This is a genomic window from Sanguibacter inulinus (assembly GCF_013415325.1).
Taxonomy (GTDB): Bacteria; Actinomycetota; Actinomycetes; order Actinomycetales; family Cellulomonadaceae; genus Sanguibacter; species Sanguibacter inulinus.
The window spans coordinates 103,812-127,400 of the sequence record NZ_JACBYE010000007.1; the positions used below are offsets into that span (position 1 = coordinate 103,812).

Genomic DNA, 23,589 nt, shown 5'->3' on the forward strand with positions numbered 1-23,589 from the left:
TCGCCCCCTGCCCTGCCGGGGGAGACCCCAGCAGGGTGACGCGCGTCGCGCGCGTCAAGGCACAGTACCGGCCGGACATGGAGGTCTTGTGATCCATGGCACACCTGGGCATGATCGGGATCATGACACCACGGCAGATCCGGCGGCTCGGCGGGGTGGGCGGATGTACCTGACGATCGTCAGTGCCGCACGCTTCCTGGTCGAGCACTCCGACGAGCCGGTGACCCTGCACGACCTCGCCGACCACGTCGGCTACAGCCCGTTCCACGTCGCGAGGTCCTTCGAGAGGTACGTCGGCATGCCGCCCGGTCAGTTCCTCGCGGCCCACAGGTTCCAGCGCGCCAAGCAGATGCTGCTCGCGGGCGAGGACAAGGTGATCGACATCTGCAACGCCGTGGGCTTCAGCTCGGTCGGCACCTTCACCACGCGGTTCGTCAAGGTGGTCGGCCTGAGCCCGACGGACTTCCGTCGGCTGCCTCACACCCTCGCCGACCACCAGCCGCGCCCGGTGAGCGTCCGCGGCCCGCAGACCGACGGCACGGTGATCACAGGAGCGGTCCACCTGAGCCCGGCCGCACGCACGAGCGTGGGGCCCAGCCCTGCGGTGTACGTCGGTCTGTTCCGGCGGCGTGCAGCGCACGGTGTGCCCGTGGCGGGGACGCTCATGGGGCCCGAGGGCTATTTCATCCTCATGGACGTCCCACCGGGAGCCTTCTGGCTGCTGGTGTCGGTGCTCGCCTCCAGGGCCGACGCGCCCGGGCAGCTGGTCCCCGTGACCCAGGTGGTCGGGGCTGCGTCGAGGCCCGTGCTCGTGCCCGAGCGCCCCGTGTCGCTCGTCCGCGACGTCTCCGTCGACGTCGCGCCAGACTGGTTCGCGCCTGTGCTCGTCGCGCTGCCCCCGCTCGCCGCAGTCTGACGGGCCGGTCAGGCGTCGACGGCTGAGGCGGCCGAGATGAGCGAGTGCAGGGCCTGCCCGTAGGCGTCGGGTGCCGCGTCGGCGCGGAACTCGGCGGGCTCCCCGTGCAGGGTGATCGTGACGATGTAGTCGTCGGAATCGGTCCGGGCGAGCGACCTGAAGGTCGCGCCGAGCAGCGCCCGGAGCTGTTCCTCGGAGGGCAGCCAGAGCGTCTGGTCCATGTCGACGGAGTCGAGGGCCCACTCGGTCGTGCCGTTGAAGCCGAGGATCGTCCCGGTCGGGTACTCGTGCACCTCGATGGTCAGCTCGCTGACTGTGTAGACCACCTCGTCGAGGTCTTCGGCCTCGAGGGTGAACCTGTCGCCGGGGGCGGGGTGCCAGCGCAGACCGGCCAGTGCGAGGTCGCGGGCGAGGTCGGTGGAGATCATCGGCCCAGTCTCGTGCGTCTTGCCCCCGGGCGCACCCCGGGCGCCACGCACCCCGGAGCGCCGTCCACAGCCCCTGGTGCCCTGAGGCGGGGAGGGGCAGACTGGTGCTTCCGGCGTGTCCGGGCCGGTCGGGCGCCCTTCAGCCCCGGCGGCGGGTCTGCACGCACTGCCGGTCTGCACGCACGAGACTGATGACAGAGACGGACGACGGAGAGGGAGGGAGACGATGAGCGACTGCGGTTTTGGTGACTTCGAGTTCGAGCGGCGGTTCTTCGTCGACGGGCTCCCACCGGCTGTGCTCACCGAGCCCGACCCGGAGCTCATCGTGCAGAGCTACTACCTCGCGGCCGAGGGCTACGCGATGCGGATGCGCGTGCAGTCGAGCACGGTCCTGCTGCCGCTCGACGGCACCGAGGACGAGCTCCAGGTGCTCGGCGACTTCGCGAGCGAGTTCGAGTTCTGCGCCATCACCGTCAAAGGACCGATGAACGGCGGCACCCGTTACGAGGCCGAGCGTGAGATCGACGTCAACGTCGGCCTCGACATGATCCGGCTGGGTGGCAAGCGCATCATCAAGAACCGCTACGCCCTGTGGCTCGGCGGTGACGGGTGGGTGGTCGACGTGTTCGGCGGCGCGAACCGGCCGCTGATCGTCGCGGAGTGCGAGCGCGGAGGTCCCGTGACGGACCTCAGCATCCCGTCGTTCTGCGTCACGGAGGTCACCGACGACCGCCGGTTCTCGAACGAGTCCCTGTCGCACACGCCCTTCGGCGGGTGGGCCGACGCCTTCGAGCGCGAGCTTGCGACCGACGGGCCGAAGTTCCTCCAGGGTTTTGGGCACAACACCCTGGAGTCGGACGCCTGACGGGTCGCATGGAGACCTCTCCCCGTGGCGCGATGGCGTCGCGGCGGGCGACGATGAGCCCATGAACCTCCCGCAGCGCACCGCAGCCGCCCTCCTCGGGTGCGCAGCCCTCCTCGTCCCCGCGGCATGCTCAGGCGGGGACGACTTCTGCACCGTCGCGACCGACGCCAAGACCGACATCTCCAAGACCGGCGACCAGACGATGGAGGAGGCTGCCGCCTCCTGGACCGGTGCCGGCGAGCAGATGGAGTCTGTCGACGCCCCCGAGGAGATCGCCGACGCGTGGGACACGATGACGGCGACAGTCGTCCAGGTCGGCGAGTACTTCACCAGCGGGACTGACCAGCAGAAGGTCAGCGACGCGACCGAGGCGTTGCTCGCTGACGAGTTCATGGCCGCTCGCACCGCCGTCTACGACTACGTCGACAAGACCTGCGAGGCCTGACGTCGGCCGGGCCAGCGAGTCCTGACGTCGATGGACCTGCGAGGCCTGACGCCGATTGGACCAGCGAGGCCTGACGTCGGTCGGGTGCTCAGCCTGGCAGGACCCCGGTGAGGAACCTGGCGACGTCGGCGAGCTCCTGCTGGGAGATCCCGTGCGCGAGCCCCGGGTAGACGACCTCGGTGAGCGTCGTGTGCTCGGGCAGCCACGCGCTCGTCCGGGCGAAGGCCTCGGGCGTGATGACGGGGTCGACATCCCCGCGGCCGAAGAACACCGGGGGAGCGGTCTCGGCGAGGGCAGCGTCGCCCGGCAGCTTGACGTCAGCGGTGAACCCTGACAGCACGACACCGGCGAAGAACCTCTCCGGACGGTTCCGCAGCAGGTGCGTCACCATGAGCCCACCCTGGGAGAACCCGAGCAGCGCGACTGGCGTGCTGGCCGGGACGTGCTCGTCGAGCCAGGTCAGCACAGCCTCTGCCGCGTCCTGCGTGGCAGCAGGGTCGGGACGGCCGGGGTCGACGATCGGCACCCAGGCGTACCCAGGTCCGGCGGTCAGCGGCGCCCGGACCGCGACCGACCGCAGAGACCGCGGCAGGTGCGGCACGAGGCCCACGAGATCGTGCTCGTGCGAGCCGTAGCCGTGCAGCAGGACCAGGAGGGGAGCGTCGTCCCGGGCAGGTGCGGACGGTGACCAGACGGCGGCGGACGCCTCGAGGCTCAGTGTCATCCCGCCAGCCTATCTGCGGTCTCGGTGGCTCTCGCGAGCCGTCCGGGCGCTGTGGAGGAGAACCCCAGCGGCCCCGACGTCAGTCGACCGAGCCGAGGGCCGCGACGGCCTCGACGCTCGTCGGACCTGCCGTTCCAGGTTCGGCCTTGACCCCGCCCTCGGTCTCGAGGTGGCTGGAGACCGAGAGGAGGAAGTCGACCACGGCTCGGCGCGAGGCCGGGGGTACCTTCTCGGCGAGCTCGCGCAGCGCTCGGTGCATGCCTGTCATGCGGGCGTGCAGCTCGTCGTGCGCGTGCTGGGTCGCGGTGATCACCAGCCCGCGGCGGTCTGTCGGGTGGGGGTGGCGCTCGAGGAAGTCCGAGGCGGACAGCCTGTCGAGCAGCTTGGTGGTCGACGCGCTCGAGATCCCCAGGAACTTGGACAGGGCGCGCGGGGTCGCGTGCTCTCCGTTGCTGGTCGAGATCACGACGAACTGGAGGGCCTGCATGTCGGTCTCGTTCATGCCCATGTCGGCACTCATCCGGCGGCGCATGCCCTGGTCGCTCTGGCGGAAACGCCTCAGCGCGTGCAGGATCTCGACCACAGAGTCACTGTTGTCGTACCAGTACCCGGGGCCGTCGTCGGTTTGCTCCGATGGGGTCACACCATTATGTTACCTTGAGAAGTAAGTAGTTTGGCTAGCGAACGCTTGACCGACCGACCGAACAGGTCCTCGCAGACACCAGGAGGTCACCCGTGACGACAGCCACGTCCGACCAGGGTTCAGCCCCAGCCCAGGCCACCGACGCCGCCCCCGTCGACGACCACGTGATCCTCCTCGCCGAGGACGGCAGCCGCATCGGGCACACGCCCCGCGCCACGGTCCACGGTCTCGACACCCCCTTGCACCTCGCCTTCTCGTGCTACCTGCTGCGTGAGGACGGTCAGGTCCTGCTCACCCGCCGCGCGCTCGCCAAGCGCACGTGGCCAGGGGTGTGGACCAACTCCTTCTGCGGGCACCCGCGGTTCGGCGAGGAGATGACCGACGCGATCCGCCGTCACGCAGCGCACGAGCTCGGCCTCGAGGTGTCCGGCATCGAGATGGTGCTCCCCGACTTCCGCTACCGCGCGGTCGACGCGTCGGGCGTCGTCGAGAACGAGATCTGCCCGGTCTTCTTCGCCACGACCACGCAGGACTGCGAGCCGAACCCCGACGAGGTCATGGACCTCGCGTGGACGAGCATGCAGGACCTCGGGACGGCCATCACCGCGACCCCGTGGGCCTTCAGCCCGTGGATGGTCAGCCAGCTCAACCAGCTCGGCGAGATCGACCTCGGGGCGGAGCGTCGATGACCAGCACGACGGACCACCCGCACCCGGGTGGTCCGCACCCGGCGGGGGACACCCTGGCGGCCGGACCTGCCCCGACCTCGCGGCCTGACGCCGCGACGGCGCAGGACGGGCAGGGCGCTGCGCCCCAGAGCGTCACCGTCGACAGCGTGCTCGACGAGTTCTTCGACGACGCGATCAGCCACGCCGACGCCTACGGCCCTGACTACACGGCGCTGTGGCACAGCCTGCGCTCCGCCTCCGAGGGCGGCAAGCGCCTGCGCCCGCTGCTGCTCACCGGCGTGTACGACCAGCTCGGAGGATCTGACCCGGCTCTGGCTGCGACCATCGGTGCCGCGGTCGAGCTGCTGCACACCGCCTTCGTCGTGCACGACGACGTGATCGACCATGACGTGGTCCGTCGCGGGCGGCTCAACGTGTCAGGGACCTTCGCCCAGCGTGCCCGCACCGAGGGCGCCGACGAGGCGCGCGCCGAGAACCTCGGCGCCGCCGCAGGCATCCTCGCCGGAGACCTCGCGCTCACCGGCGCGCACAGGCTCGTCGCCTTCAGCGCGGCGCCGTCGGGCACCCGCCGCGACCTCGTCAGGCTCTTCGACCACGCCGTGTACGTGACGGCCGCCGGAGAGCTCTCGGACGTCCGCTACAGCCTCGACCTGGCACCTGTCGGGCTCGCCGACATCGTCGCGATGGCTGCCCACAAGACCGCCGTGTACTCCTTCGAGCTGCCGCTCCAGGCCGGCGCCGTCCTCGCGGGTGCCGACCTACGCACGATCGACTGGCTCAGCCACGTCGGGCGGCTGCTCGGCACGGCCTTCCAGCTGCTCGACGACCTCGACGGCGTGTTCGGCGACGAGCAGACAACGGGCAAGAGCGCGCTGACCGACCTGCGCGAGGGCAAGCTCACGCCGCTCATGGCCCACGCCCGCCAGACCGACGCGTGGCCGACCATCAGCCGTTTTGTCGGCGACGCCGACCTCACCCACGACGGGGTCGACGCCGTCCGCGAGGCCCTCGAGGCAGCCGGCTCGAAGACCTTCATCGAAGACTTCGCCGCCGAGCACCTCGCCTCGGCGCGCCGGCTCGCCGACGAGATCTCCCTGCCCGACGGTTTCACAGGCTGGTTCGAGTCCGTCACGCGCGACCTCGCGCGCCGAGCAGCGTGACGGGGGACCGGCCCGTGACAGGGGAGCACCAGCCCTCAGGTCGCCGCGGCGACGAACCGCAGGAGATCCGCGACCCGCGCTACGACGCCGTCGCGCAGGCGAGCGCCGCCGTGGTCATCGAGGGCTACTCGACCTCCTTCGGGTGGGCGAGCCGCCTCCTGCACCGTCCTGTGCGCGGTCACGTCCGCAACATCTACGCGCTCGTGCGCCTCGCCGACGAGATCGTCGACGGCCCGCTCGCGGCCCTCGACCCTGCCCGCAGCACCCGGCAGCTCGACGACCTCGAGCGCGAGACCTACGAGGCGATGGAGACGGGGTACAGCACCAACCTCGTCGTGCACGCCTTCGCGATCACCGCGCGGCGCTTCGGTCTGGACCGCGACCACGTGCGGGCCTTCTTCGCCTCGATGCGCACAGACCTGACCCGCTCGGTCCACACGCCGGAGTCTCTCGACGAGTACATCTACGGCTCGGCCGAGGTGGTCGGCCTCATGTGCCTCGACGTGTTCCTCGGGGCTGAGGGGCGGACCGACGTCGCCGATCTCACCCCGGGTGCCCGGAGCCTCGGCGCGGCCTTCCAGAAGATCAACTTCTTGCGGGACCTCGCGGCCGACCACGACGACCTCGGTCGTACGTACTTCCCCGGGCTCGACCTCACGGCCTTCTCGGACGCGGACCGTGACGTGCTCGTCGCTGACGTGCAGGCCGACCTCGACCGAGCCGCTACGGTGATCCCACGGCTCCCGTCGAACAGCCGGACCGCGGTCTCCGCGGCCCACGGCCTGTTCTCCGAGCTCAACCGTCGCGTCGCGGCAGTCCCTGCCGCGGAGCTGCTGCGCACACGCGTCCGCGTCCCGGCGCCGACCAAGGCCCGCATCCTCGCGGCCGCACTGAGAAGAGGATCGATCGCATGAGCAAGGTCGTCGTCATCGGCGCTGGGATCGCGGGGCTGGCGACCGCCGGTCTCTTCGCGCGGGACGGGCACGACGTGACAGTCCTCGAGAAGAACGACGTCGTCGGCGGCCGGACGGGGTCGTGGGAGAAAGACGGCTTCAGGTTCGACACCGGACCGTCCTGGTACCTCATGCCCGAGGTCTTCGACCACTACTTCAGGCTGCTCGGGACGAGCGCCGCTGAGCAGCTCGACCTCACGGTGCTCGACCCCGGGTACAGGGTGTTCGCCGAGGGTGCCGACGCGCCTGTCGACGTCAGCCCTGACCTAGAGACGAACGTCGCGACCTTCGAGTCGATCGAGCCCGGGGCCGGGGAACAGCTGCGCCGGTACCTCGCGTCGGCGCGCCGGACCTACGACATCGCCGTCGAGACCTTCCTCTACACGTCCTTCCAGTCGAAGCTCGTGCTCGCCCGGCGTGACGTCGTCGCGCGAGCCGGACAGCTCGTCTCGTTGCTGCTGCGCCCGCTCGAGGGCTTCGTCGCCAAGTCGTTCAGGCACCGCACGCTGCGCCAGATCCTCGGCTACCCGGCAGTGTTCCTCGGGTCCTCACCCGACCGCGCACCGAGCATGTACCACCTGATGAGCCACCTGGACCTCGCCGACGGCGTGCAGTACCCGCAGGGCGGCTTCACCACGATCATCACGGCGATCGAGCGCCTCGCCCGGGCCGAGGGGGTCGAGGTGCGGACCGGTGCACGGGTCACCGAGATCGTCACGGGGCCGCTCGGGACCGCGGTCTCGGGGCGTCGCCGCACGGCTGGGTGGCGTCGGCGTGCTGCCGTGACCGGGGTCCGGTACACCCTCGCCGACGGGTCGGTCGAGACGATCGACGCCGACGTCGTGGTGAGCGGTGCTGACGTGCACCACACCGAGACCACGCTCCTTCCGCCCGACCTGCAGACCTACCCGCAGCGGTGGTGGGACTCGCGCGAGTCCGGCCCGGGTGCCGTGCTGGTCTACCTCGGCGTCGAGGGCGAGCTGCCTCAGCTCGCGCACCACTCGCTGTTCTTCACGGCCGACTGGCAGAAGAACTTCGACGACATCTTCGGCGAGCACACAGCCGTCCCCGACCCTGCGTCGATCTACGTGTGCCGCCCGTCGGCGACCGACACGACCGTCGCGCCCGCAGGCTCCGAGAACCTCTTCTTCCTCGTGCCTGTCCCGCCGGACCCCACGATCGGCCGGGGCGGCGACGACGGCTCGGGTGACCCGCTCGTCGAGAAGGCCGCAGACGCCGCCATCGCCCAGCTCGCCGAGTGGGCGGGCATCCCCGACCTCGCCTCGCGGGTGACCGTCCGGCGCACCGTCGGGCCGGCCGACTTCGTGGCGGACTACAACTCCTGGTCCGGCGGCGCCCTCGGCCCCGCGCACACCTGGAAGCAGAGCGCCTTCCTGCGCGGGAGCAACGCCTCCGCCCTCGTCGACGGGCTGCTCTACGCCGGCGGGACGACCATCCCCGGCATCGGGCTGCCGATGTGCCTCATCTCCGCGGAGATCGCGCTCAAGCGCCTGCGCGGGGACACGTCGACGGGACCGCTGGCGGAACCTCTGTGACGGGCTGGGAGTATCTCGGCGCGCTGCTCCTGTCGCTCGGTGCGATGGTGCTCATGGACTACCGCTGGAAGCTGTTCTTCTGGGCAGACGCGCGGCGCGCCTCGATCGTGCTCGGCGCGGGCATCGTCATGTTCCTGCTGTGGGACGTCTCGGGCATCCTGTCGGGGGTGTTCTACAGGGGTGACAGCCCGGGGATGACAGGCCTCGAGATCGCGCCGGACTTCCCGCCCGAAGAGCTCGTCTTCATCACCTTCCTCTGCTACTGCACGATGGTGCTGTTCGGCATCGTGCGGCGCTTCGTCGTCCGGCCGCGGGCGGAGGTGCGCGGATGAGCTACGCACAGCTGAACCTCGTGTTCCTCGCGGTGGCCGGTGTCGTCGCCGTGGTCCTCGCGCGCCGCGCCGGGGCCGGACCCCGGTGGTGGCAGGCGGTCGCCCTCGTGGTCGTCGTCCTCGCCGTGCTGACGGTCGTCTTCGACTCGCTCATGATCATGGCGGACCTGTTCCGCTACGACGAGGACCTCATGATCGGCCTCGACCTGTGGCTGACACCTGTCGAAGATCTCGCGTGGCCGATCGCCGCAGGGCTCCTGCTGCCGGCACTGTGGACCTGGCTGGGACGGAAGGACGAACGGTGAGCACCCCCACGAGCAGCACCGCACACACCCCGCAGAGCTCGGGCGGTTCTGTCGTCGCCTCGGTGATCGGGTCCTCGCGCCCTATCAGCTGGGTCAACACGGCCTACCCCTTCGCGGCTGCGTACCTCATGAGCGGCGGCGGCATCTCGGCGACCTTCGTCGTGGGGACGCTGTACTTCCTCATCCCGTACAACCTGCTGATGTACGGGATCAACGACGTGTTCGACTACGAGTCGGACCTGCGCAACCCCCGCAAGGGCGGTGTCGAGGGCATCGTGCTCGACCGCCGCATGCACAGGGTGACGCTGTGGTCCGCGGTGCTGAGCAACCTGCCCTTCCTCGTGTTCTTCGTCGCCGCGGCCTTCGCCTGGCCGACCTTCGGCGGGCCTGAGGGGATCAGCCCGGCCGCATGCCTGGTGACTCTCGCGGTGAGCGTCTTCGCCGTCGTCGCGTACTCGGCCCCGGGTCTGCGGTTCAAGGAGCGGCCGGTCCTCGACTCGCTCACGTCGAGCACCCACTTCGTCAGCCCTGCCGTCGTGGGGCTCGTGTACGCAGGCTCGTCCTTCTCGACGCCTGTGGTCTTCACCCTCGCGGCTTTCTTCCTGTGGGGCGTCGCCTCGCAGGCCTTCGGCGCCGTGCAGGACATCGAGGCAGACCGCGAGGCCGACATCGCGTCGATCGGGACAGTCTTCGGTGCCTCGCGCACGGTGCTCTTCGCGATGGCCGCGTACGCGGCGTCGGCGCTGCTGATGATCGGTGCCGGGTGGCCCGGCGTCCTCGCGGCCGTCGTGCCGGTGATCTACCTCGTGAACATCGCCCCGTTCCGGCGTCTGGCCGACGCAGACTGCGAGCGGGCGAACGCCGGCTGGCGCAGGTTCCTCTGGCTCAACATGGTCTCGGGCTTCCTCGTCACGCAGTTGCTCATCTGGATCGCGCTCCGGTAGACCTGCCCCCATGCCTTCAGCCTCGACCGCCCTGGTCTCCCTCGACCTCCTGGGGACCCTGGCCTTCGCGATCAACGGGGCGATGACCGCGGTCCGCACGGCGCGGCTCGACATCGTCGGCATCGTGACCCTGGGCATGATGACCGCCCTGGGTGGTGGGTTCATCCGTGACATCTTGCTCGACGACCTGCCGCCCACCACCTTCCTCGACGGCCGGTATCTCGCGGTCGCCGCGCTCGGTGGCCTCATCGCCTTCGTGCTCGGGCAGCGGCTCGAGAAGCTCGCGACACCCATCAACGTGCTCGACGCCGCCGGGCTCAGCCTCTTCGCGGTGACTGGCACCCTCAAAGGGCTCGAGTGGGGACTCGGCGCTACGCAGGCGATCATCCTCGGCGGCGTGACCGCCGTGGGCGGCGGCACGCTGCGCGACGTCATGGTGCGGCAGGTGCCTGCGGTCCTGCACTCGGGCTTGTACGCGGTCCCCGCGCTGATCGCCGCGGGCCTGACCGCCGCCTTCGACGCAGGCGGTCTGCCGTTGCTGCCGTGGACCGTGGTCGCCGCCGCCGTGTGCTTCGCGGTCCGGCTCCTCGGGGTCCGCTACGACCTCCACGCACCCCGCCCCCGGGACATGAAGAGCCGCGACTGAAGCGTGCGCCGTCACGTCGCAGGCGGCGTGCGGTAATGTGACCGGTCCTCATGAACCCACTCCGCACGTACGTCGTCTTCGCCGCGCTCGGTTTCCGGCGCTATTCGGCGTACCGTCTGGCGACCGCGGCGGGGGCCTTCACCAACTCGGTCTTCGGGCTGCTGCGGGCGCCGATCACGATGGCGGTCATCGGAGCCGCGGGCGGTGAGCTCGCCGGGTACGGGGCTCTCGAGGGGGCCACGTACGCCTGGCTGACCCAGGCGGTCCTCACGCCCGTCAACGTGTGGACCTGGAACGAGCTGGCGCTGCGCATCCGCAGCGGGGACATCGCCGTCGACCTCGCGCGGCCTGTCGACCTGCAGATGACCTACCTCGCGGGTGACCTCGGGCGCGCTGCCTTCCAGGTGCTCCCGCGCGGGCTCCCGCCGCTGCTCGTCGGGGCGCTGGTGACGGGGCTGGCTCTGCCCACGACAGTCCTGCCCTACGTCCTGGGCCTGATCGCCCTGGCGCTCGGGGTCTGCGTGTCCTTCGCCTGCCGCTGGCTCGTGAACCTCGCGGCGTTCTGGCTGGTCGAGCTGCGCGGGGTGCTCACGCTGCACATGGTCGCCGTCGGTGCGCTCAGTGGGCTCACGGTGCCAGTGCACTGGTTCCCCGACTGGCTCGCGCGGATCGCCGCGGCCTCGCCCTTCCCCTCGATGGTCCAGGCGCCTGTCGACCTGCTCGCCGGACGGGTGCAGGGAGTCGAGGCCCTCGGAGTCATCGGGGTGCAGGTGGCGTGGTTCCTCGGGGTCTTGCTGCTCGGGCGTGTCGTGCTCGCCCGTGGCGTCCGCAGGCTGGTGGTCCAGGGTGGTTGACCTCGCTCCGTACCGCGCTGTCCTGTCCTCGCGCATCCGGTCACAGCTCGCCTACAGGCGGTCCTTCGCGCTCGACGTCGCAGGCTCGGCGGGCGTCGGTCTCCTCGAGTTCCTCTCGGTGTACGTGATCTTCACGAACGTCACGCAGCTCGGCGGCCTCGACTTCGCCGGTGTCGCGCTCGTCTTCGCTTTCGCCAACCTAGGCTTCTCGCTCGCCGACATCGTGGTCGGGCACGTCGACGCCCTGCCCACCTATCTGCGGTCAGGGACGCTCGACGCCTTCTTGCTGAGACCGTTGTCGGTCCTCGGGCAGCTCGTCACGAGCGACGTGCAGCTGCGCAGGCTCGGGCGCTGCGCTGTGGGTGTCGCGATCCTCGCGGTCGCGCTGCCGCAGGCAAGCATCGACTGGGGGTGGGGTGCTGCCCTGCTCGTGGTCGCGATCCCGCTGGTCGGGGCGGTGATCTTCGCGGCGGTCTTCGTCGCGGCCGCGGCGGCCCAGTTCTGGCTCGTCGACGGCGCCGAGTTCACCAACGCCTTCGTCTACGGCGGGTCGAACGCTGCCTCGTACCCCACATCGGTGTTCACCACGCCGTTGCGCGCTGCCGTGACCTTCGTGCTGCCGGCCGCCTTCACCGCATACCTGCCGACCCTGCTGCTGCTCGGCGAGCCAGGACCTGCGTGGACACCCGCCTGGCTCGGCTGGTTCGCGCCGGTCGCCGCTGTCGTCGCCTGGGTCGTCGCTCTCACCGGCTGGAAGGCCGGGCTCCGCCACTACACAGGGACAGGATCATGACCGAGCCGATCATCGACGTCGCCGGGCTCTCGAGGGACTTCACGGTGCGCGCCCCGGCCGGTCGGCTGCGCCGGACGTCCCGCACGGTCCATGCCGTGCGCGACCTCACGTTCTCCGTCCCCGAGGGCGCAGCCGTCGGGTACATCGGCGCGAACGGGGCAGGCAAGTCGACGACCATCAAGATGCTCACAGGCATCCTCGTGCCGACGGCGGGAACCGCGCGGACCTGCGGCAAGGAACCGCACCGGCAGCGCCGTGAGCTCGCCCGCGAGATCGGCGTCGTCTTCGGTCAGCGCACCCAGCTGTGGTGGGACCTGCCCCTGCACGAGTCCTTCCGCGCGCTGGCCGCCATCCACAGGCTGCCGTCAGACCGCGCGGCGCAGCGGCAGGTCGAGCTCGTCGACAGGCTCGACCTCGGTGAGTTCCTCGACACTCCCGTCCGTCAGCTCTCGCTCGGGCAACGTATCCGCGGAGAGATCGCGGCCGCGCTCCTGCACTCGCCGCGGCTGCTGGTCCTCGACGAGCCGACGATCGGTCTCGACGTGCTGTCCAAGGAGCGCCTGCGCGGGTTCCTCGTCGACGAGCGTGCCGCGCACGGCACGTCGCTGCTGCTCACCACCCACGACATGGACGACGTGCAGCGACTCACCGAGCGGATCCTCGTCGTGGACCACGGGCAGATGGCTTTCGACGGGACGCTCGCCGGTCTCGTGGACAGGGTCGGTGCGCAGCGGGTCGTGGTGGTGGACCTGCTCGGTGGTGCTCATGGAGCAGGAGCCGAGGTCGGTGGTGGTGCCGGCGGTGCGGGGCAGGCTGGAGCCCGAGCTGCCGGGGTGCCTGACTTGCACGGGATCCCAGGGACCGAGCTCGTGGCGGTCGAGGCGGCTGGCCTGCGTCAGCGGCTCGCCTTCACGCCAGGGCTGACGACGGCCGCCGAGGTCATCGCGGCAGTCGCGGCGCGGGCGACCGTGCGCGACGTCGCGATCGAGGAGCCGGACATCGAGGACGTGGTGCGGAGGCTGTACCTGTCGCAGTGACCGAGGGTGTCCGGGGGACGGCTGTTGCACCCTGACGGACCTCGGGCCATCCTGGACGGACCCGCACCGCCCCACCCGACGGATGGAGACCCGTGGAGCTCGCCGAGGCCTTCCGCTGGATCGGTGCCGCCGTGCTGCTCGCTGTGGCCGTCGTGCTCTCGATCAAGGGGGTGCGGCTCATGTCGCGCGCGGGTCGCGCCGACTTCGACCAGCAGAGCCCTGACCGTGAGCGGCTCGACGTCGAGGGGGAGGGGTTCCGCACCATCGTGCTCGCGGCCTTCGCGCTCGTCGCCTCGGCCGGGGTGGCTGTGCTGCCAGGGATCGCGGCCTGAGGGCTCAGCCCTGGTCGTCGCGCGGTCCTGGGTCCTCGCCCGATCCTCCGTCGGTGCCGGGCCACGGGCGGCGCTGCACCGCGATCCGCCGTTCTCGTGCCAGGCGGTCCCGCTCCACGCTGCGGCGCTGGAGCTGCGTCCCGATCATCGAGCCCCCGGACGCGATGCAGAGCAGCCCCAGCACGGCGACGACGAACGGTCCGTCCACGACCAGGTGCAGGGCAGCGAGAACGACGCCCGTGGTGAGCAGCGAGGCACCGACCTGCAGCCGTGCTCGCGGTGAGAGCCGAGCGTAGCGTGCTCTTGGTGCCGCCGTGGCTCTCATGGACGTGGTCCCCCGTGGATCCGTGTGCGCTGCGATGTCAGAGGCGACGGGTGCAGCGGTCCTCACACCCGAGTGGTCGTGAGCCGTCGACGTTACCGAAGTCTCCAGGTCGTGTCGCGCGGGACCTGCGAGAGAGCCCGTCGCGGGCGGGAGCGCGCCCACGATCGGCCGCCGCGCCGACGCCCGGGCGCGCGATGTGATGGGATGTCCGTCGACCGCTTCACGAGAGGGACCCGATGGCAAAGCTGTACTTCAGGTACGGGGCGATGAACAGCGGCAAGAGCACGGCTCTGCTGCAGGCTGCGTACAACTACGAGGAGCGTGGCCACCAGGTCCTCCTCGCGAAGCCTGGTATCGACACCAAGGCGGGCCGGGCGATCCAGTCGCGGCTCGGCTTCGACAGGGACGTCGACTTCATGGTGGGGGAGGGGCAGGACGCCTACGCGCTGTTCCAGCAGCACCGCGCGCACGTGCAGACCGAGTCGGGGCGTGACGTCAGCTGCCTGCTCGTCGACGAGTCGCAGTTCCTCTCGGCCGGGCAGGTCAACGACCTGTTGCGCATCGCGACCCTCGATGCGATCCCGGTGATCTGCTACGGAATCCGCACAGACTTCCAGACGGCTGCCTTCCCCGGCAGCCGCCGCCTCCTCGAGATCGCGCACAGCCTCGAAGAGCTCAAGACGATCTGCCGCTGCGGTCGCAAGGCGATCTTCAACGCGCGCTCGGTCGACGGGGTCTTCATCTTCGACGGTGCGCAGGTCGCCATCGACGGGGTCGAGGTCGCCTACGAGTCGCTGTGCGCGGCCTGCTATCTCCGTGAGAGCGGCGGTCACCTCACGCGCTGAGCGGAGCGGGCGAGGGGTGAGGGGTCTGCGGCCCTGCAGCCTGCAGCGGTGCTGCCGCTGCCCGGTGGCCTGAGGGGGCGCCGACGCGCTGACCAGCAGACCGACGACAGACCTTGGCGTGACCCGCGTCACAGTCTTACCGTGGGTCCATGTGCCGGAACATCACGACCCTTCGCGGTCTCGAGCCACCGGCGACCGACGAGGAGATCGCGGCCGCCGCCCGCCAGTTCGTCCGCAAGGTCACGGGGGTCCAGTCGCCGAGCACGGCGACCGCGGAACCTCTCGACCGGGCGGTCGACGAGATCGCGGCGATCGTCGCGCGTCTGCTCGACGAGCTGCCTGCCCGCCGACAGCCGCCGACGACAGTCCCGCCCCTGCGCAGACCCGAGGTCCGCGCACGGCTCGACCATCTCCACGAGCACGAGCACGAGCACGAGCACGAGCACCGGAGCCCTGTCGCGCCCTGAGGCTGCTCGGGTCGGCGACCACGTTCCTGCGACAGGTCAGGTCAGATGAACCTGCGGAGGTTGCGCGGGTGCATCTTCGCGGCGCGCTCGTTGCCCCGCTTGTAGCTGCCGGTCGCCCTGGCCATGAGCAGCTGAGGGTCAGACGTCTCGAGCTCGCTCAGGAACGCGCGGGCGGCGTCGCCGCGAAGGCGCGCCGCAGCGCGTCCGTGGTGGGTGATGACGACGAGCGCATCACCCCGCACGGTGTACTCGAAACCCTCGGCGTCGGCCATCTTCCCAGTGTGCAGGTCTGGCGCGCGCCAGGGCAGTGCCGGACCGGTGTGGCCTGCACCTTCACCCGGTCGGGCGTCACCTGACGAGCATCACCAGCGCTCGTGCACGTGCGCGCGGATCGACGCGTCGTAGATCTCCTCGAAGCGTGCGAGCTGTTCGTCGGTCAGCGGCGGGAGGTCGGCGGCAGCCGCGTTGGACTCCGCCTGTGCGGCGTTGCGCGCGCCCGGGATCACCGTCGTCACGCCGGGCTGGTCCAGGATCCACCGGAGAGCGAGCTGTGACGTGCTGGCCGTCGAACCCTCGAGCAGCAGCGCCGCAACCTCGCGAGCGGCTGCGACACCGACCTCGAAGGGCACCCCGGCGAAGGTCTCGCCGACGTCGAAGGCTGCGCCCGAGCGGTTGAAGGTGCGGTGGTCGTCGGCCGCGAAGGTGGTGGACTCGTCGTACTTGCCCGACAGCAGGCCGCTCGCGAGCGGGACGCGGGCGATGATCGCGACGCCAGCCTCGCGCGCGGCAGGCAGGACCTCTTCGAGAGGCTTGCGGCGGAAGGCGTTGAGGATGATCTGCACGCTCGCGACGTTGGGGTGGGCGATCGCTGTGAGGGCCTCGGCGCAGGTCTCGACCGAGACGCCGTAGGCACGGATGGCACCGTCGGAGACGAGGGTGTCGAGCGCGTCGTAGACGGCGTCGGAGGAGAACACCTCCGTCGGCGGGCAGTGCAGCTGGACGAGGTCGAGGGTGTCGACGCCCAGGTTGCGGCGGCTCCGGTCGGTCCAGTCGCGGAAGGCGTCGAGGGTGTAGGCGGAGGCGTCGTGCGGGTCGGCACGGCGTCCCATCTTGGTCGCGACGCGGACGTCGTCGACCCCGCGGGCGTCGAGGAAGGACCCGACGAGCCGTTCGCTGCGGCCGTCGCCGTAGACGTCTGCGGTGTCGAAGAACGTCACACCGGCGTGGGCAGCGGCGCCCAGGACACCGTGCGCCGACCCTTCGGTCACCTCGCCCCAGTCACCCCCGAGCTGCCAGCAGCCGAGGCCGACGGGGCTGACGGGGAACGGGAGGCGTGAGGCTGATCGGGTGTCCATCGCCCCAGCCTAGGGGCTGCGCGGCGCCCCGGCCCGGTGCCGCAGCCCGGTGGGGTCCGCAGAGGCGCGCCGGCCGGGGTGACGAGCCCTGTGGTGGCCTGCCGGTGCCGCGTCTTCTGCGTCAGCCGTGGTCTGGGTCTGGCCGGTCCGCCAGGTGCTGCCGCCAGGTCTGGGCCGCCAGCCCGGCGGTCAGGAGCAGGGCTGCGGTCCGCCACACGACTCCCCACGTGCCGTCTCCGTCGACCACCGCCATGACGAGGTTGTAGGTCCAGAACCCTGCGAAGGCTGTGCAGCCCCAGGCCGACGCGAGCCGGCGGTTGCGTCGCGGCTCGGGGGAGCCGTCGAGCAGCTCGAGGGCGTACACCTCGGGGGCGCCGAACTCGTCCCGCGGGTGCGACGCCCCGCTGTCCTGCCAGTGGGCGCGTGCGTCGGCCACGTGCTGGCGCACAGCCGCCCGAGGGAGGTAGTAGCGACCCCGGAGGAGTCCGGCCAGGCGGTCGAACCACGCGTCGGCCGTCAGTGCCGACGAGGCGTCCGCCGGTGGAGGAGGCGGGGTCCGGTTCACGGCCGCGACCACGAGTGCGACGGACGCGGCGAGCGGGACCAGCAGGGGCATCTCGAACAACCGCTCGTGGTCCTTGAGCGAGACTGCTGCGGCTGCCGATCCGGCGATCCCGACGGCGGCCCCGGCCCACCAGGCCCAACCGCTGCGCACGAGGCCGGCCCGGCGGTCCAGCAACCCCCACAGCACCGCGACCCAGGACAGCAGGACGCCGGCGAACAGCACGACGTGCGCGGGACTGACACCGGCCGTCCACCCGGAGGTGACCAGCAGGGTGAGGCAGAGGAAGGTGCCGGCCAGACCGACCGTCAGGAGCAGGTGCGTCATCCGGCTGCGGGGTGTCCCGCCGTCGAGGTCGACGCTCGCCCGCTCGTCGACCGGCACGCGCTCGCGTGCTACCTCGCGGGCATAGGCGTCGGCGTCGCCGAAGAGCTCGGCGGCCGGGCGCCCGGACTCGTGGCAGGCGTCTCGCGCATCGGCGACGGCCTCGTCGGCCACGCCTGCGGGGACGGTGCTGTCCAGGCCGAGGCGCAGCAGGAGCCTGTCGCCCCACGCCTGGTCGTCGTCGGTGGGCCAACGGGTGCTCGTCGAGGTCATGAGCGATCTCCTGAGGTGGTCGTGGTCGGCGAGGGGACGACGGTCGCGGCGCTCGTCGGCGCAGGGGCGACGGCCGCCGCGCTCCTCGGCGTAGGTGCGCTGGCTGTGCCAGGTGCGCCAGGTGCTTCAGGCTCCTCGAGCAGGAGCCCGACGGTCTCGGCGAACGGTGCCCAGGCGCCGCGGAGAGAGGCGAGGTGCTGGCGCCCGGCGTCGGTCAGCGTGAAGACCTTCCGCCCAGGTCCACCCTCGCCCTCGCGCCACTGGGCGGTCACGGCCCCGTCGCGCTCGAGCCGGTTGAGGACCGGGTACAGCGCGCCGCCCTTGATCGGGCCGAGGCCCGCTGCCTGCAGCTGCTGCACGACGGCGTAGCCGTGGGCGCTCCCACGCGACAGGGCGGCGAGGGCGCAGGTGCCGAGCAGCCCGCGCAGCCACTCACCGGTGAGGTCGATGTCGTCCATGTGCTCATCGTGACACGGACTAGTCGAGAAATCCACTAGTGAATTAGACAAGGAACGGGGGCTGTCCCGTCAGCGCGTGCTGCCCCCGCGCAGGACCCTTCGACATGGTGGACCAAGGGGTCGACGGCTCCTGCCAGAATTCAGGGATGGATGCTTCGACCTACACGCTCACGACAGCCCCGCCCCCGCTCGAGGAGTATCTCGCCCTGCGGCAGCTGTCCGGGCTGACCCCCAAGCGCGCGGAGCAGGCCGGACCGGCCCTGGCGAACAGCTGGGCCTGGCGGACCGTGCAGACGCAGTCGGGGCAGACCGTCGCGATGGGGCGGGTCGTCGGCGACGGCGGCTGGTACTTCCTCGTCGCCGACATGGCCACGCTGCCCGAGCACCAGAAGAAGGGCCTCGGGCGGGCAGTCCTCAGTGCCCTGCTCGACGAGATCAGCGACCGTGCCCCGGCAGGCGCCTACGTGACCCTCATGGCCGACCTACCGGGCCAGCGCCTCTACGAGCAGCTGGGCTTCAAGAGGCCGACCAACGGGTCGATCTCCATGCACCGGCGGATCGGCTGAGGAGCTTCAGGAGCGTCCAGCACCGTCGGTGAGGGCGTCGGAGGCAGCCGTCGCGCCCGGGACCGAGGCCCCGGCCAGGACAGGCTCCCGGTCGTCGGTCACAGGCACCGGCCCGAGACCCGTGCCAGCAGCCGAGGCCGCGCCGGAGCTGCGCTCACGTCGCTCGATCGCGACGTTCAGCCCACCCAGCACGACGAGCAGCACAGCGGCTGCGACGGGGAGCACGAGCGCGACGTCGACCGAGACACGCTCGGCGACGGCGCCGGTGATCGCCGAGGCGAGAGCCTGGGCGAGGGTCAGCCCGGAGGCGAGCATCGTCATGGTGGTCGTCGAGCGGCCGGCAGGGCTGCGGTGCCCGGCGAGGGAGAAGATCGTGACGAGCGCAGGACCGACGCCCAGCCCCATGACGAGCAGCGCGACGACGGTCGCGGAGCGGCTGTCGGCGGTCGCGTAGGCGACCGAGCCGGCGGTCATCACCGCGGCGAAGACGAGCCAGCGCCACCGCTGCGAGAAGCGCTCCGGCAGGGCGGCAGCGGCCAGGGCGAGGGCTGCGGAGCCGATGCCGAGCATCCCGTAGAGCAGGCCTGCCTGCGAGCCCTCGCCCTGCGCCTCCATGTCGGCGGTGAGCGAGGTGAGGACCGCGCCGAAGAAGAACCCGATCGCGAAGGTCCCGCCGACCAGGACCATCACCCGGGAGCGCAGCACGGCGGTGAAGGGGGCGCGCTCGACGGCCTCCTCGGCCTCCGAGCTGGTGGCACGCGCCGTCGGGTGGAGGGCGAAGGCGGTGACGAAGACGAGGCTCAGGGCGGCGGCGATCGCGACAGGTGCCCAGGGGGCGAGGAAGGACGCGAAGATCCCGACGAGGAACGGCCCGATGACGAAGGCCGTCTCGTCGGCTGCCGACTCGTAGGACATCGCGCGGGAGTAGGTGCGCTGGCGCTGCTGGGGGAGCAGGCGGTCGCGGATGATCGCGATGACGCGGCTGCGGCTCATCGCGGCGGCCTGCGGGGCGCTCAGCCCGATGAGTGCGGCGAGGCCGAGCACGATGCCCGTCGAGGCGCCGGCGAAGACGACCAGCGGGAAGGCTGCGAGCAGCAGGCCGTTGACCAGCCCGACGGGGACGAGGACTGTGCGCTGCCCGAACTTGTCGACCGCGTCGCCGATGAAGGGACCGGCGATCACCACGCCGATGCCCACGGCAGCCGAGGCGAGACCACCCAGGGCGACTGATCCGTGCACCTCGGTGACGAGCGTGAGGACTCCGACGACCATCATGGCGAAGGGGAGCCTGGCGACGAAGGCGAGCGGGAAGTACCACCGGCCGGTGTGCTGGATCAGGGTGAGGGGTGATGTCTGCTGTGCCAAGAGAGCCTCCGCGGCAGCTGGGTGCCGCCTTGCTCTGTCAGCAGGTAGTTGCACATCGGTACGTCTCGAGCCTGTGACGGCTCTGGTGCGGCCCACGCAGGACCGTTCGCACCGCAGAACATCATAGCAGCGCAGGTCCCGCGGGCGCAGGGTGAGACCTGTCACCGTGCGGCCGGCAGCGGTGCATCACGCGCAGAGGGACCGCTGCTCGTGCGCAGCGGTCCCCCTGGTCAGGTGGTGCTCAGGCTGTCTTCTGGAAGTCCGCGTCGTCGGCCTCGAGCTCGGCGAAGGCCTCTTCGGAGCTCCACTCCTGGGGTGCCAGGCTCGGCATCATGGTGGCGAGCTCGCGGTGCCAGGCCGGGAACTGCTGCGGGAAGCAGCGCTCGAGGAGGTCGACCATCGCCGGGACAGCCGTCGACGCGCCCGGCGAGGCACCGAGCAGACCGGCGATGGTCCCGTCGGCTGCGGTGATGAGCTCGGTGCCGAACTCGAGCACACCGTGCTTCTCGGGGTGGCTCTTCATCACCTGGACGCGCTGCCCGGCGGTGATGAACTCCCAGTCCTTCGGGTCGGCCGTCGGCATGAAGTCGCGCAGCGTCTTGAACTTGTTCCAGCGGGACTTCGTCACCTCGCTGATGAGGTACTTCGTGAGGTCCATGTTGTCCTTGGCGACCGCGAGCATCGTGACGATGTTGCTCGGACGGATCGACATGAAGAGGTCGAGCAGCGAGCCCTTCTTGAGGAACTTCGTGCTGAAGCCCGCGTACGGGCCGAAGAGCAGCGAGGTCTCGCCGTCGACGACGCGCGTGTCCAGGTGCGGCACCGACATGGGCGGGGAGCCGACATCGGCCTTGCCGTAGACCTTGGCCTGGTGCTGGGCCACGAGCTCGGGGTTGGTCGTGCGCAGGAAGAGCCCGCTGATCGGGAAGCCGCCGTAGCCCTTGGCCTCGGGGATCCCGGCCTTCTGCAGCAGCGGCAGCGCGCCTCCGCCGGCGCCGATGAACACGAACTTCGCGTCGACGGTGCTGCGGCGCTCGGCCGCGTTCCAGGTGCGGTCGGCGACCTTGAGGCGCCAGGTGCCGTCCTTGCGCTGGCGCAGCGACGTGATCTCGTGCTGGAGGTGCAGCTCTGCACCCGTCGACTCGAGGTAGTCGGTGAGCTTGCGGGTGAGCGCCCCGAAGTTGACGTCGGTGCCCGAGGTCGAGCGGGTCGCGGCGATCGGCTCGTCGGCCGACCGCTCGGCGACGAGCAGCGGCGCCCACTCGCCGACGACAGCCGGGTCGTCGGTGAACTCGAGGTCGCTGAACAGCGGGTGCACCACGAGCGCAGCGTGCCGGCGTCGCAGGTAGTCGACGTTCGCCGCGCCGCGGACGAAGGTCATGTGCGGCGTCGAGGCGATGAAGCCCTCGGGCTCGGGCAGCAGGTCGGCGGAGACCAGGTGCTGCCAGAACTCACGCGAGGTCTGGAACTGCTCGTTGATCGCGACGGCCTTGGTGATGTCGATCGAGCCGTCGGCCTTCTCGGGCGTGTAGTTCAGCTCGCAGAGGGCGGCGTGCCCGGTGCCGGCGTTGTTCCACGCGTTGGAGCTCTCTTGCGCCACGGCGTCGAGGCGTTCGTAGATGCGGATGGACCAGGTGGGCTCGACCAGCCGGATGATGGAACCGAGCGTCGCGCTCATGATTCCGCCACCCACGAGGACGACGTCGACCGGGGTGCTGGGGGTTGCTGTGCTGTCTGCCACGGCTTCGATGCTAAGACTCTGCGCGCTGAGAGCAGGGGTCGAGTGATGAAGATCACGGCCCTCGCAAGATGCTCCGAGGGCCGTGATCAAGGGTCGGAAGTCCTATGACGTCAGGGCCTTCGTGATGCTCTCCGACTCCGACGTGATGGTGGCCTGGTCGACCAGGTCGCTGGCCTCGTCGGTGAGCAGCGTGGTCCACCGGTCGAGGATCTCCTGGGCCGTCCCGTCCGTGACCAGGGACGACGTGAGGTCAGCCGTCGCCTGGTCGACGAGCGCTGCGAAGTCCTCGTCCGCGAGGAAGCGGGTCACGAGGACATTGTCACCTCCCATCCCGCCACCCATCCCGCCGTCGGGGCGCTGCCCGCCGTCGGGGCGCTGCCCGCCGGCGGCGCCGTCCGGCGGCGTCACGCCTCCAGGCAGCTCCGCGCCGTCGGGAGGTGTGAAGCCCTCGGGCAGCTCGGCACCGTCGGGAGGTGTGAAGCCCTCAGGCATCTCTGCGCCGGGCTGAGCGCCGCCCACCCCGTTCATCTGCCCGAAAGCCAGGTTGAGGTCCCAGCTCACCACGGTGAACGCACCCGTCTCGGAGTCGTACCGCAGGAAGGAGTTGTTGCCCGGACCGTCGATGTCGTCGACGTTCCCGACGATGTCCTGCATCGCGAGGTACGTCGCGAAGGCGTCGACGTCCAGGTGGTCGCTGAGCTCTGCCGCGAAGGTCTCGTCGTCCGACTCGTCGAGGAACTGGAGGAAGTCGATCAGCGGCGTGAGGTCGTCCTCGCCCGAGGGGCTCTTCTGGCTGAACACGTCCGCGTAGGACTCAGGGTCGTCGCCGCGATAGCTGTAGTCCCCGCCAGACTGCGCCTTGTAGAGGATGCCGTTGGTGTCGAAAGACGCCGCGTCCCACGCGTCGTCCGGGTCTTCGACCACCAGGCGCAGGGTCTCGTCGGAGCCGTTCACCGAGAAGCGCGTCGCGATGGCCTCCTCGGTCGCGAGCCCCGCAGCGCCGAGCATCTCGAGGGCCACGGCCTCGTTGAGCGACGTCTCGGACGTGCTGGACCTCACGACGAAGTCTGTCGTCCCGTCGAGGTCCTGCCCGTCGACGAACTTGTCGAGCCGGATGAGCCACGGGACGTCCTGGGCAGGGGTGTCTGTGCTGACCGCACGCAGAGACGAGTTGCCCTTGAGGCGCAGGCCGACGTCCTCGAAGGTCTCGCCGTCGATGGTCACCGTGGCGGTCAACCACTCTTTGCTGTCCTCGGCGGAGTAGGTCGCGATCATCGCCGCGAGCTCCTCCTCGTCGACCTCGACCGAGATGGTGTGCACAGACGTCGAGTCCCAGACCGTGCCCTCCACGTCGCTCGCCGTGCGCACGGAGGAGTCGCCCCACGTCCCCGTGGACTCGGTCCCCGTGCCCGAGGTAGCGCTCGCGGAGTCGTCGCTGCTGCACGCGGAGAGAGACCCGAAGGCCAGGACGGACCCCACGGCGAGCGACGTGAAGCGGCGAACAGTGCGGCTGCGGGTGCGGGTGGACGTGCGTGACAGGTCGGTCGACATCTGGTGCCCTTCTGCGGAGCGGTCTGGGAAGGGCACCACCTCACCGCCTGCGCCTTCGCGGACCGTCAGCGTGGGCTGTGCGCAGGCTGTGCAGACGAGAGGGCCCCGCCGTCGGCGGGGCCCTCGGGGTGGGCG

At 70.6% G+C, this 23,589-nt stretch carries 29 protein-coding genes; 18 read left to right on the forward strand and 11 right to left on the reverse strand.

Translation table 11 applies throughout. The features are described 5' to 3' along the window. Positions 1-163: 163 nt before the first annotated feature. Complete coding sequence (locus HZZ10_RS04830; protein ID WP_179912637.1) at positions 164-916, forward strand: helix-turn-helix domain-containing protein; 753 nt, start codon at positions 164-166, stop codon at positions 914-916. An 8-nt stretch (positions 917-924) separates the two neighbouring features. Here HZZ10_RS04830 and HZZ10_RS04835 read toward each other — a convergent pair whose 3' ends face one another. Then, positions 925-1,344, reverse strand: a complete 420-nt coding sequence (locus HZZ10_RS04835) for a pilus assembly protein CpaE (protein WP_179912638.1) — start codon at positions 1,342-1,344, stop codon at positions 925-927. A gap of 226 nt (positions 1,345-1,570) precedes the next feature. On the opposite strand from HZZ10_RS04835, the gene HZZ10_RS04840 reads away from it, so the two are divergent. Together HZZ10_RS04840 and HZZ10_RS04845 are read left to right on the forward strand one after the other, a co-directional pair. Continuing rightward, complete coding sequence (locus HZZ10_RS04840; RefSeq protein WP_179912639.1) at positions 1,571-2,209, forward strand: CYTH domain-containing protein; 639 nt, start codon at positions 1,571-1,573, stop codon at positions 2,207-2,209. A gap of 61 nt (positions 2,210-2,270) precedes the next feature. Continuing rightward, a complete protein-coding gene (locus HZZ10_RS04845; protein ID WP_179912640.1) occupies positions 2,271-2,654 on the forward strand; it encodes a hypothetical protein in 384 nt (127 codons plus the stop codon). 88 nt (positions 2,655-2,742) lie between these two features. On the opposite strand, the gene HZZ10_RS04850 is transcribed toward HZZ10_RS04845, so the two are convergent. Beyond that, positions 2,743-3,378 (reverse strand): alpha/beta hydrolase, encoded by a 636-nt coding sequence (locus HZZ10_RS04850; RefSeq protein WP_179912641.1) that lies wholly within the window; start codon positions 3,376-3,378, stop codon positions 2,743-2,745. A 79-nt stretch (positions 3,379-3,457) separates the two neighbouring features. Beyond that, positions 3,458-4,021: a MarR family winged helix-turn-helix transcriptional regulator gene (locus HZZ10_RS04855; protein ID WP_179912642.1), complete on the reverse strand. Its 564-nt coding sequence runs from the start codon at positions 4,019-4,021 to the stop codon at positions 3,458-3,460. 92 nt (positions 4,022-4,113) lie between these two features. On the opposite strand from HZZ10_RS04855, the gene idi reads away from it, so the two are divergent. From idi to HZZ10_RS04915, 12 genes are all read left to right on the forward strand, one after another. After that, on the forward strand, positions 4,114-4,710 hold the full coding sequence (idi, locus tag HZZ10_RS04860) for an isopentenyl-diphosphate Delta-isomerase (protein ID WP_308507490.1): 597 nt from the start codon (positions 4,114-4,116) through the stop codon (positions 4,708-4,710). Beyond that, positions 4,707-5,870, forward strand: coding sequence for a polyprenyl synthetase family protein (locus HZZ10_RS04865; protein ID WP_228087067.1), 1,164 nt, complete (start codon positions 4,707-4,709; stop codon positions 5,868-5,870). The genes idi and HZZ10_RS04865 overlap by 4 nt, the downstream gene beginning before the upstream one ends. 14 nt (positions 5,871-5,884) lie before the next feature. Further along, positions 5,885-6,784, forward strand: a complete 900-nt coding sequence (locus HZZ10_RS04870) for a phytoene/squalene synthase family protein (RefSeq protein WP_308507491.1) — start codon at positions 5,885-5,887, stop codon at positions 6,782-6,784. Beyond that, positions 6,781-8,379 carry a phytoene desaturase family protein gene (crtI, locus tag HZZ10_RS04875; protein ID WP_179912643.1) on the forward strand — a complete coding sequence of 533 codons (1,599 nt, stop codon included), beginning with the start codon at positions 6,781-6,783 and terminating at the stop codon, positions 8,377-8,379. Before HZZ10_RS04870 ends, crtI begins: the two co-directional genes overlap by 4 nt. Then, positions 8,376-8,711 carry a lycopene cyclase domain-containing protein gene (locus HZZ10_RS04880; protein WP_082543926.1) on the forward strand — a complete coding sequence of 112 codons (336 nt, stop codon included), beginning with the start codon at positions 8,376-8,378 and terminating at the stop codon, positions 8,709-8,711. Before crtI ends, HZZ10_RS04880 begins: the two co-directional genes overlap by 4 nt. Then, complete coding sequence (locus tag HZZ10_RS04885) at positions 8,708-9,016, forward strand: lycopene cyclase domain-containing protein (protein ID WP_056131454.1); 309 nt, start codon at positions 8,708-8,710, stop codon at positions 9,014-9,016. The genes HZZ10_RS04880 and HZZ10_RS04885 overlap by 4 nt, the downstream gene beginning before the upstream one ends. After that, positions 9,013-9,960, forward strand: a complete 948-nt coding sequence (locus HZZ10_RS04890; protein ID WP_308507492.1) for a prenyltransferase — start codon at positions 9,013-9,015, stop codon at positions 9,958-9,960. Before HZZ10_RS04885 ends, HZZ10_RS04890 begins: the two co-directional genes overlap by 4 nt. A 10-nt stretch (positions 9,961-9,970) precedes the next feature. Further along, the gene (locus HZZ10_RS04895; protein WP_056131456.1) at positions 9,971-10,606 is read left to right on the forward strand and encodes a trimeric intracellular cation channel family protein; all 636 of its coding nucleotides are present in this window, start codon (positions 9,971-9,973) and stop codon (positions 10,604-10,606) included. A gap of 50 nt (positions 10,607-10,656) precedes the next feature. Beyond that, positions 10,657-11,460 carry an ABC transporter permease gene (locus HZZ10_RS04900; RefSeq protein WP_179912644.1) on the forward strand — a complete coding sequence of 268 codons (804 nt, stop codon included), beginning with the start codon at positions 10,657-10,659 and terminating at the stop codon, positions 11,458-11,460. Beyond that, positions 11,453-12,253 carry an ABC transporter permease gene (locus tag HZZ10_RS04905; protein WP_179912645.1) on the forward strand — a complete coding sequence of 267 codons (801 nt, stop codon included), beginning with the start codon at positions 11,453-11,455 and terminating at the stop codon, positions 12,251-12,253. The genes HZZ10_RS04900 and HZZ10_RS04905 overlap by 8 nt, the downstream gene beginning before the upstream one ends. Further along, entirely contained in the window at positions 12,250-13,290 is a 1,041-nt protein-coding gene (locus tag HZZ10_RS04910; protein ID WP_179912646.1) for an ABC transporter ATP-binding protein, read from the forward strand. The genes HZZ10_RS04905 and HZZ10_RS04910 overlap by 4 nt, the downstream gene beginning before the upstream one ends. Before the next feature lie 92 nt (positions 13,291-13,382). Then, complete coding sequence (locus HZZ10_RS04915) at positions 13,383-13,622, forward strand: hypothetical protein (protein ID WP_179912647.1); 240 nt, start codon at positions 13,383-13,385, stop codon at positions 13,620-13,622. Between the two features lie 4 nt (positions 13,623-13,626). Here HZZ10_RS04915 and HZZ10_RS04920 read toward each other — a convergent pair whose 3' ends face one another. After that, positions 13,627-13,830, reverse strand: coding sequence for a hypothetical protein (locus HZZ10_RS04920; RefSeq protein ID WP_179912648.1), 204 nt, complete (start codon positions 13,828-13,830; stop codon positions 13,627-13,629). Positions 13,831-14,183: 353 nt separating this feature from the next. Here HZZ10_RS04920 and HZZ10_RS04925 point away from each other — a divergent pair, with 353 nt between their 5' ends. Next, on the forward strand, positions 14,184-14,792 hold the full coding sequence (locus HZZ10_RS04925; protein WP_056131489.1) for a thymidine kinase: 609 nt from the start codon (positions 14,184-14,186) through the stop codon (positions 14,790-14,792). Between the two features lie 149 nt (positions 14,793-14,941). Continuing rightward, positions 14,942-15,259, forward strand: coding sequence for a DUF2277 domain-containing protein (locus HZZ10_RS04930; RefSeq protein WP_179912649.1), 318 nt, complete (start codon positions 14,942-14,944; stop codon positions 15,257-15,259). 41 nt (positions 15,260-15,300) lie between these two features. On the opposite strand, the gene HZZ10_RS04935 is transcribed toward HZZ10_RS04930, so the two are convergent. The 4 genes from HZZ10_RS04935 to HZZ10_RS04950 form a co-directional block, all read right to left on the reverse strand. After that, on the reverse strand, positions 15,301-15,531 hold the full coding sequence (locus HZZ10_RS04935) for a hypothetical protein (RefSeq protein ID WP_179912650.1): 231 nt from the start codon (positions 15,529-15,531) through the stop codon (positions 15,301-15,303). 90 nt (positions 15,532-15,621) lie between these two features. Then, a complete protein-coding gene (locus HZZ10_RS04940) occupies positions 15,622-16,614 on the reverse strand; it encodes an aldo/keto reductase (RefSeq protein ID WP_179912651.1) in 993 nt (330 codons plus the stop codon). Between the two features lie 121 nt (positions 16,615-16,735). After that, positions 16,736-17,773, reverse strand: a complete 1,038-nt coding sequence (locus tag HZZ10_RS04945; RefSeq protein WP_179912652.1) for a hypothetical protein — start codon at positions 17,771-17,773, stop codon at positions 16,736-16,738. After that, positions 17,770-18,231: a PadR family transcriptional regulator gene (locus HZZ10_RS04950; protein WP_179912653.1), complete on the reverse strand. Its 462-nt coding sequence runs from the start codon at positions 18,229-18,231 to the stop codon at positions 17,770-17,772. Before HZZ10_RS04950 ends, HZZ10_RS04945 begins: the two co-directional genes overlap by 4 nt. Positions 18,232-18,377: 146 nt before the next feature. Between HZZ10_RS04950 and HZZ10_RS04955 the strand changes: the two genes are divergently transcribed. Beyond that, a complete protein-coding gene (locus HZZ10_RS04955; protein WP_179912654.1) occupies positions 18,378-18,797 on the forward strand; it encodes a GNAT family N-acetyltransferase in 420 nt (139 codons plus the stop codon). Between the two features lie 6 nt (positions 18,798-18,803). Here the strand turns inward: HZZ10_RS04955 and HZZ10_RS04960 are convergent, their stop codons facing one another. The 3 genes from HZZ10_RS04960 to HZZ10_RS04970 form a co-directional block, all read right to left on the reverse strand. Further along, positions 18,804-20,162 carry an MFS transporter gene (locus HZZ10_RS04960; protein ID WP_179912655.1) on the reverse strand — a complete coding sequence of 453 codons (1,359 nt, stop codon included), beginning with the start codon at positions 20,160-20,162 and terminating at the stop codon, positions 18,804-18,806. Between the two features lie 241 nt (positions 20,163-20,403). Then, entirely contained in the window at positions 20,404-21,912 is a 1,509-nt protein-coding gene (locus tag HZZ10_RS04965) for a malate:quinone oxidoreductase (RefSeq protein ID WP_308507493.1), read from the reverse strand. 93 nt (positions 21,913-22,005) lie between these two features. Further along, positions 22,006-23,589, reverse strand: a 1,584-nt coding sequence (locus tag HZZ10_RS04970) for a CotH kinase family protein (protein WP_306525925.1), incomplete at its 5' end; no start/stop codon positions are given.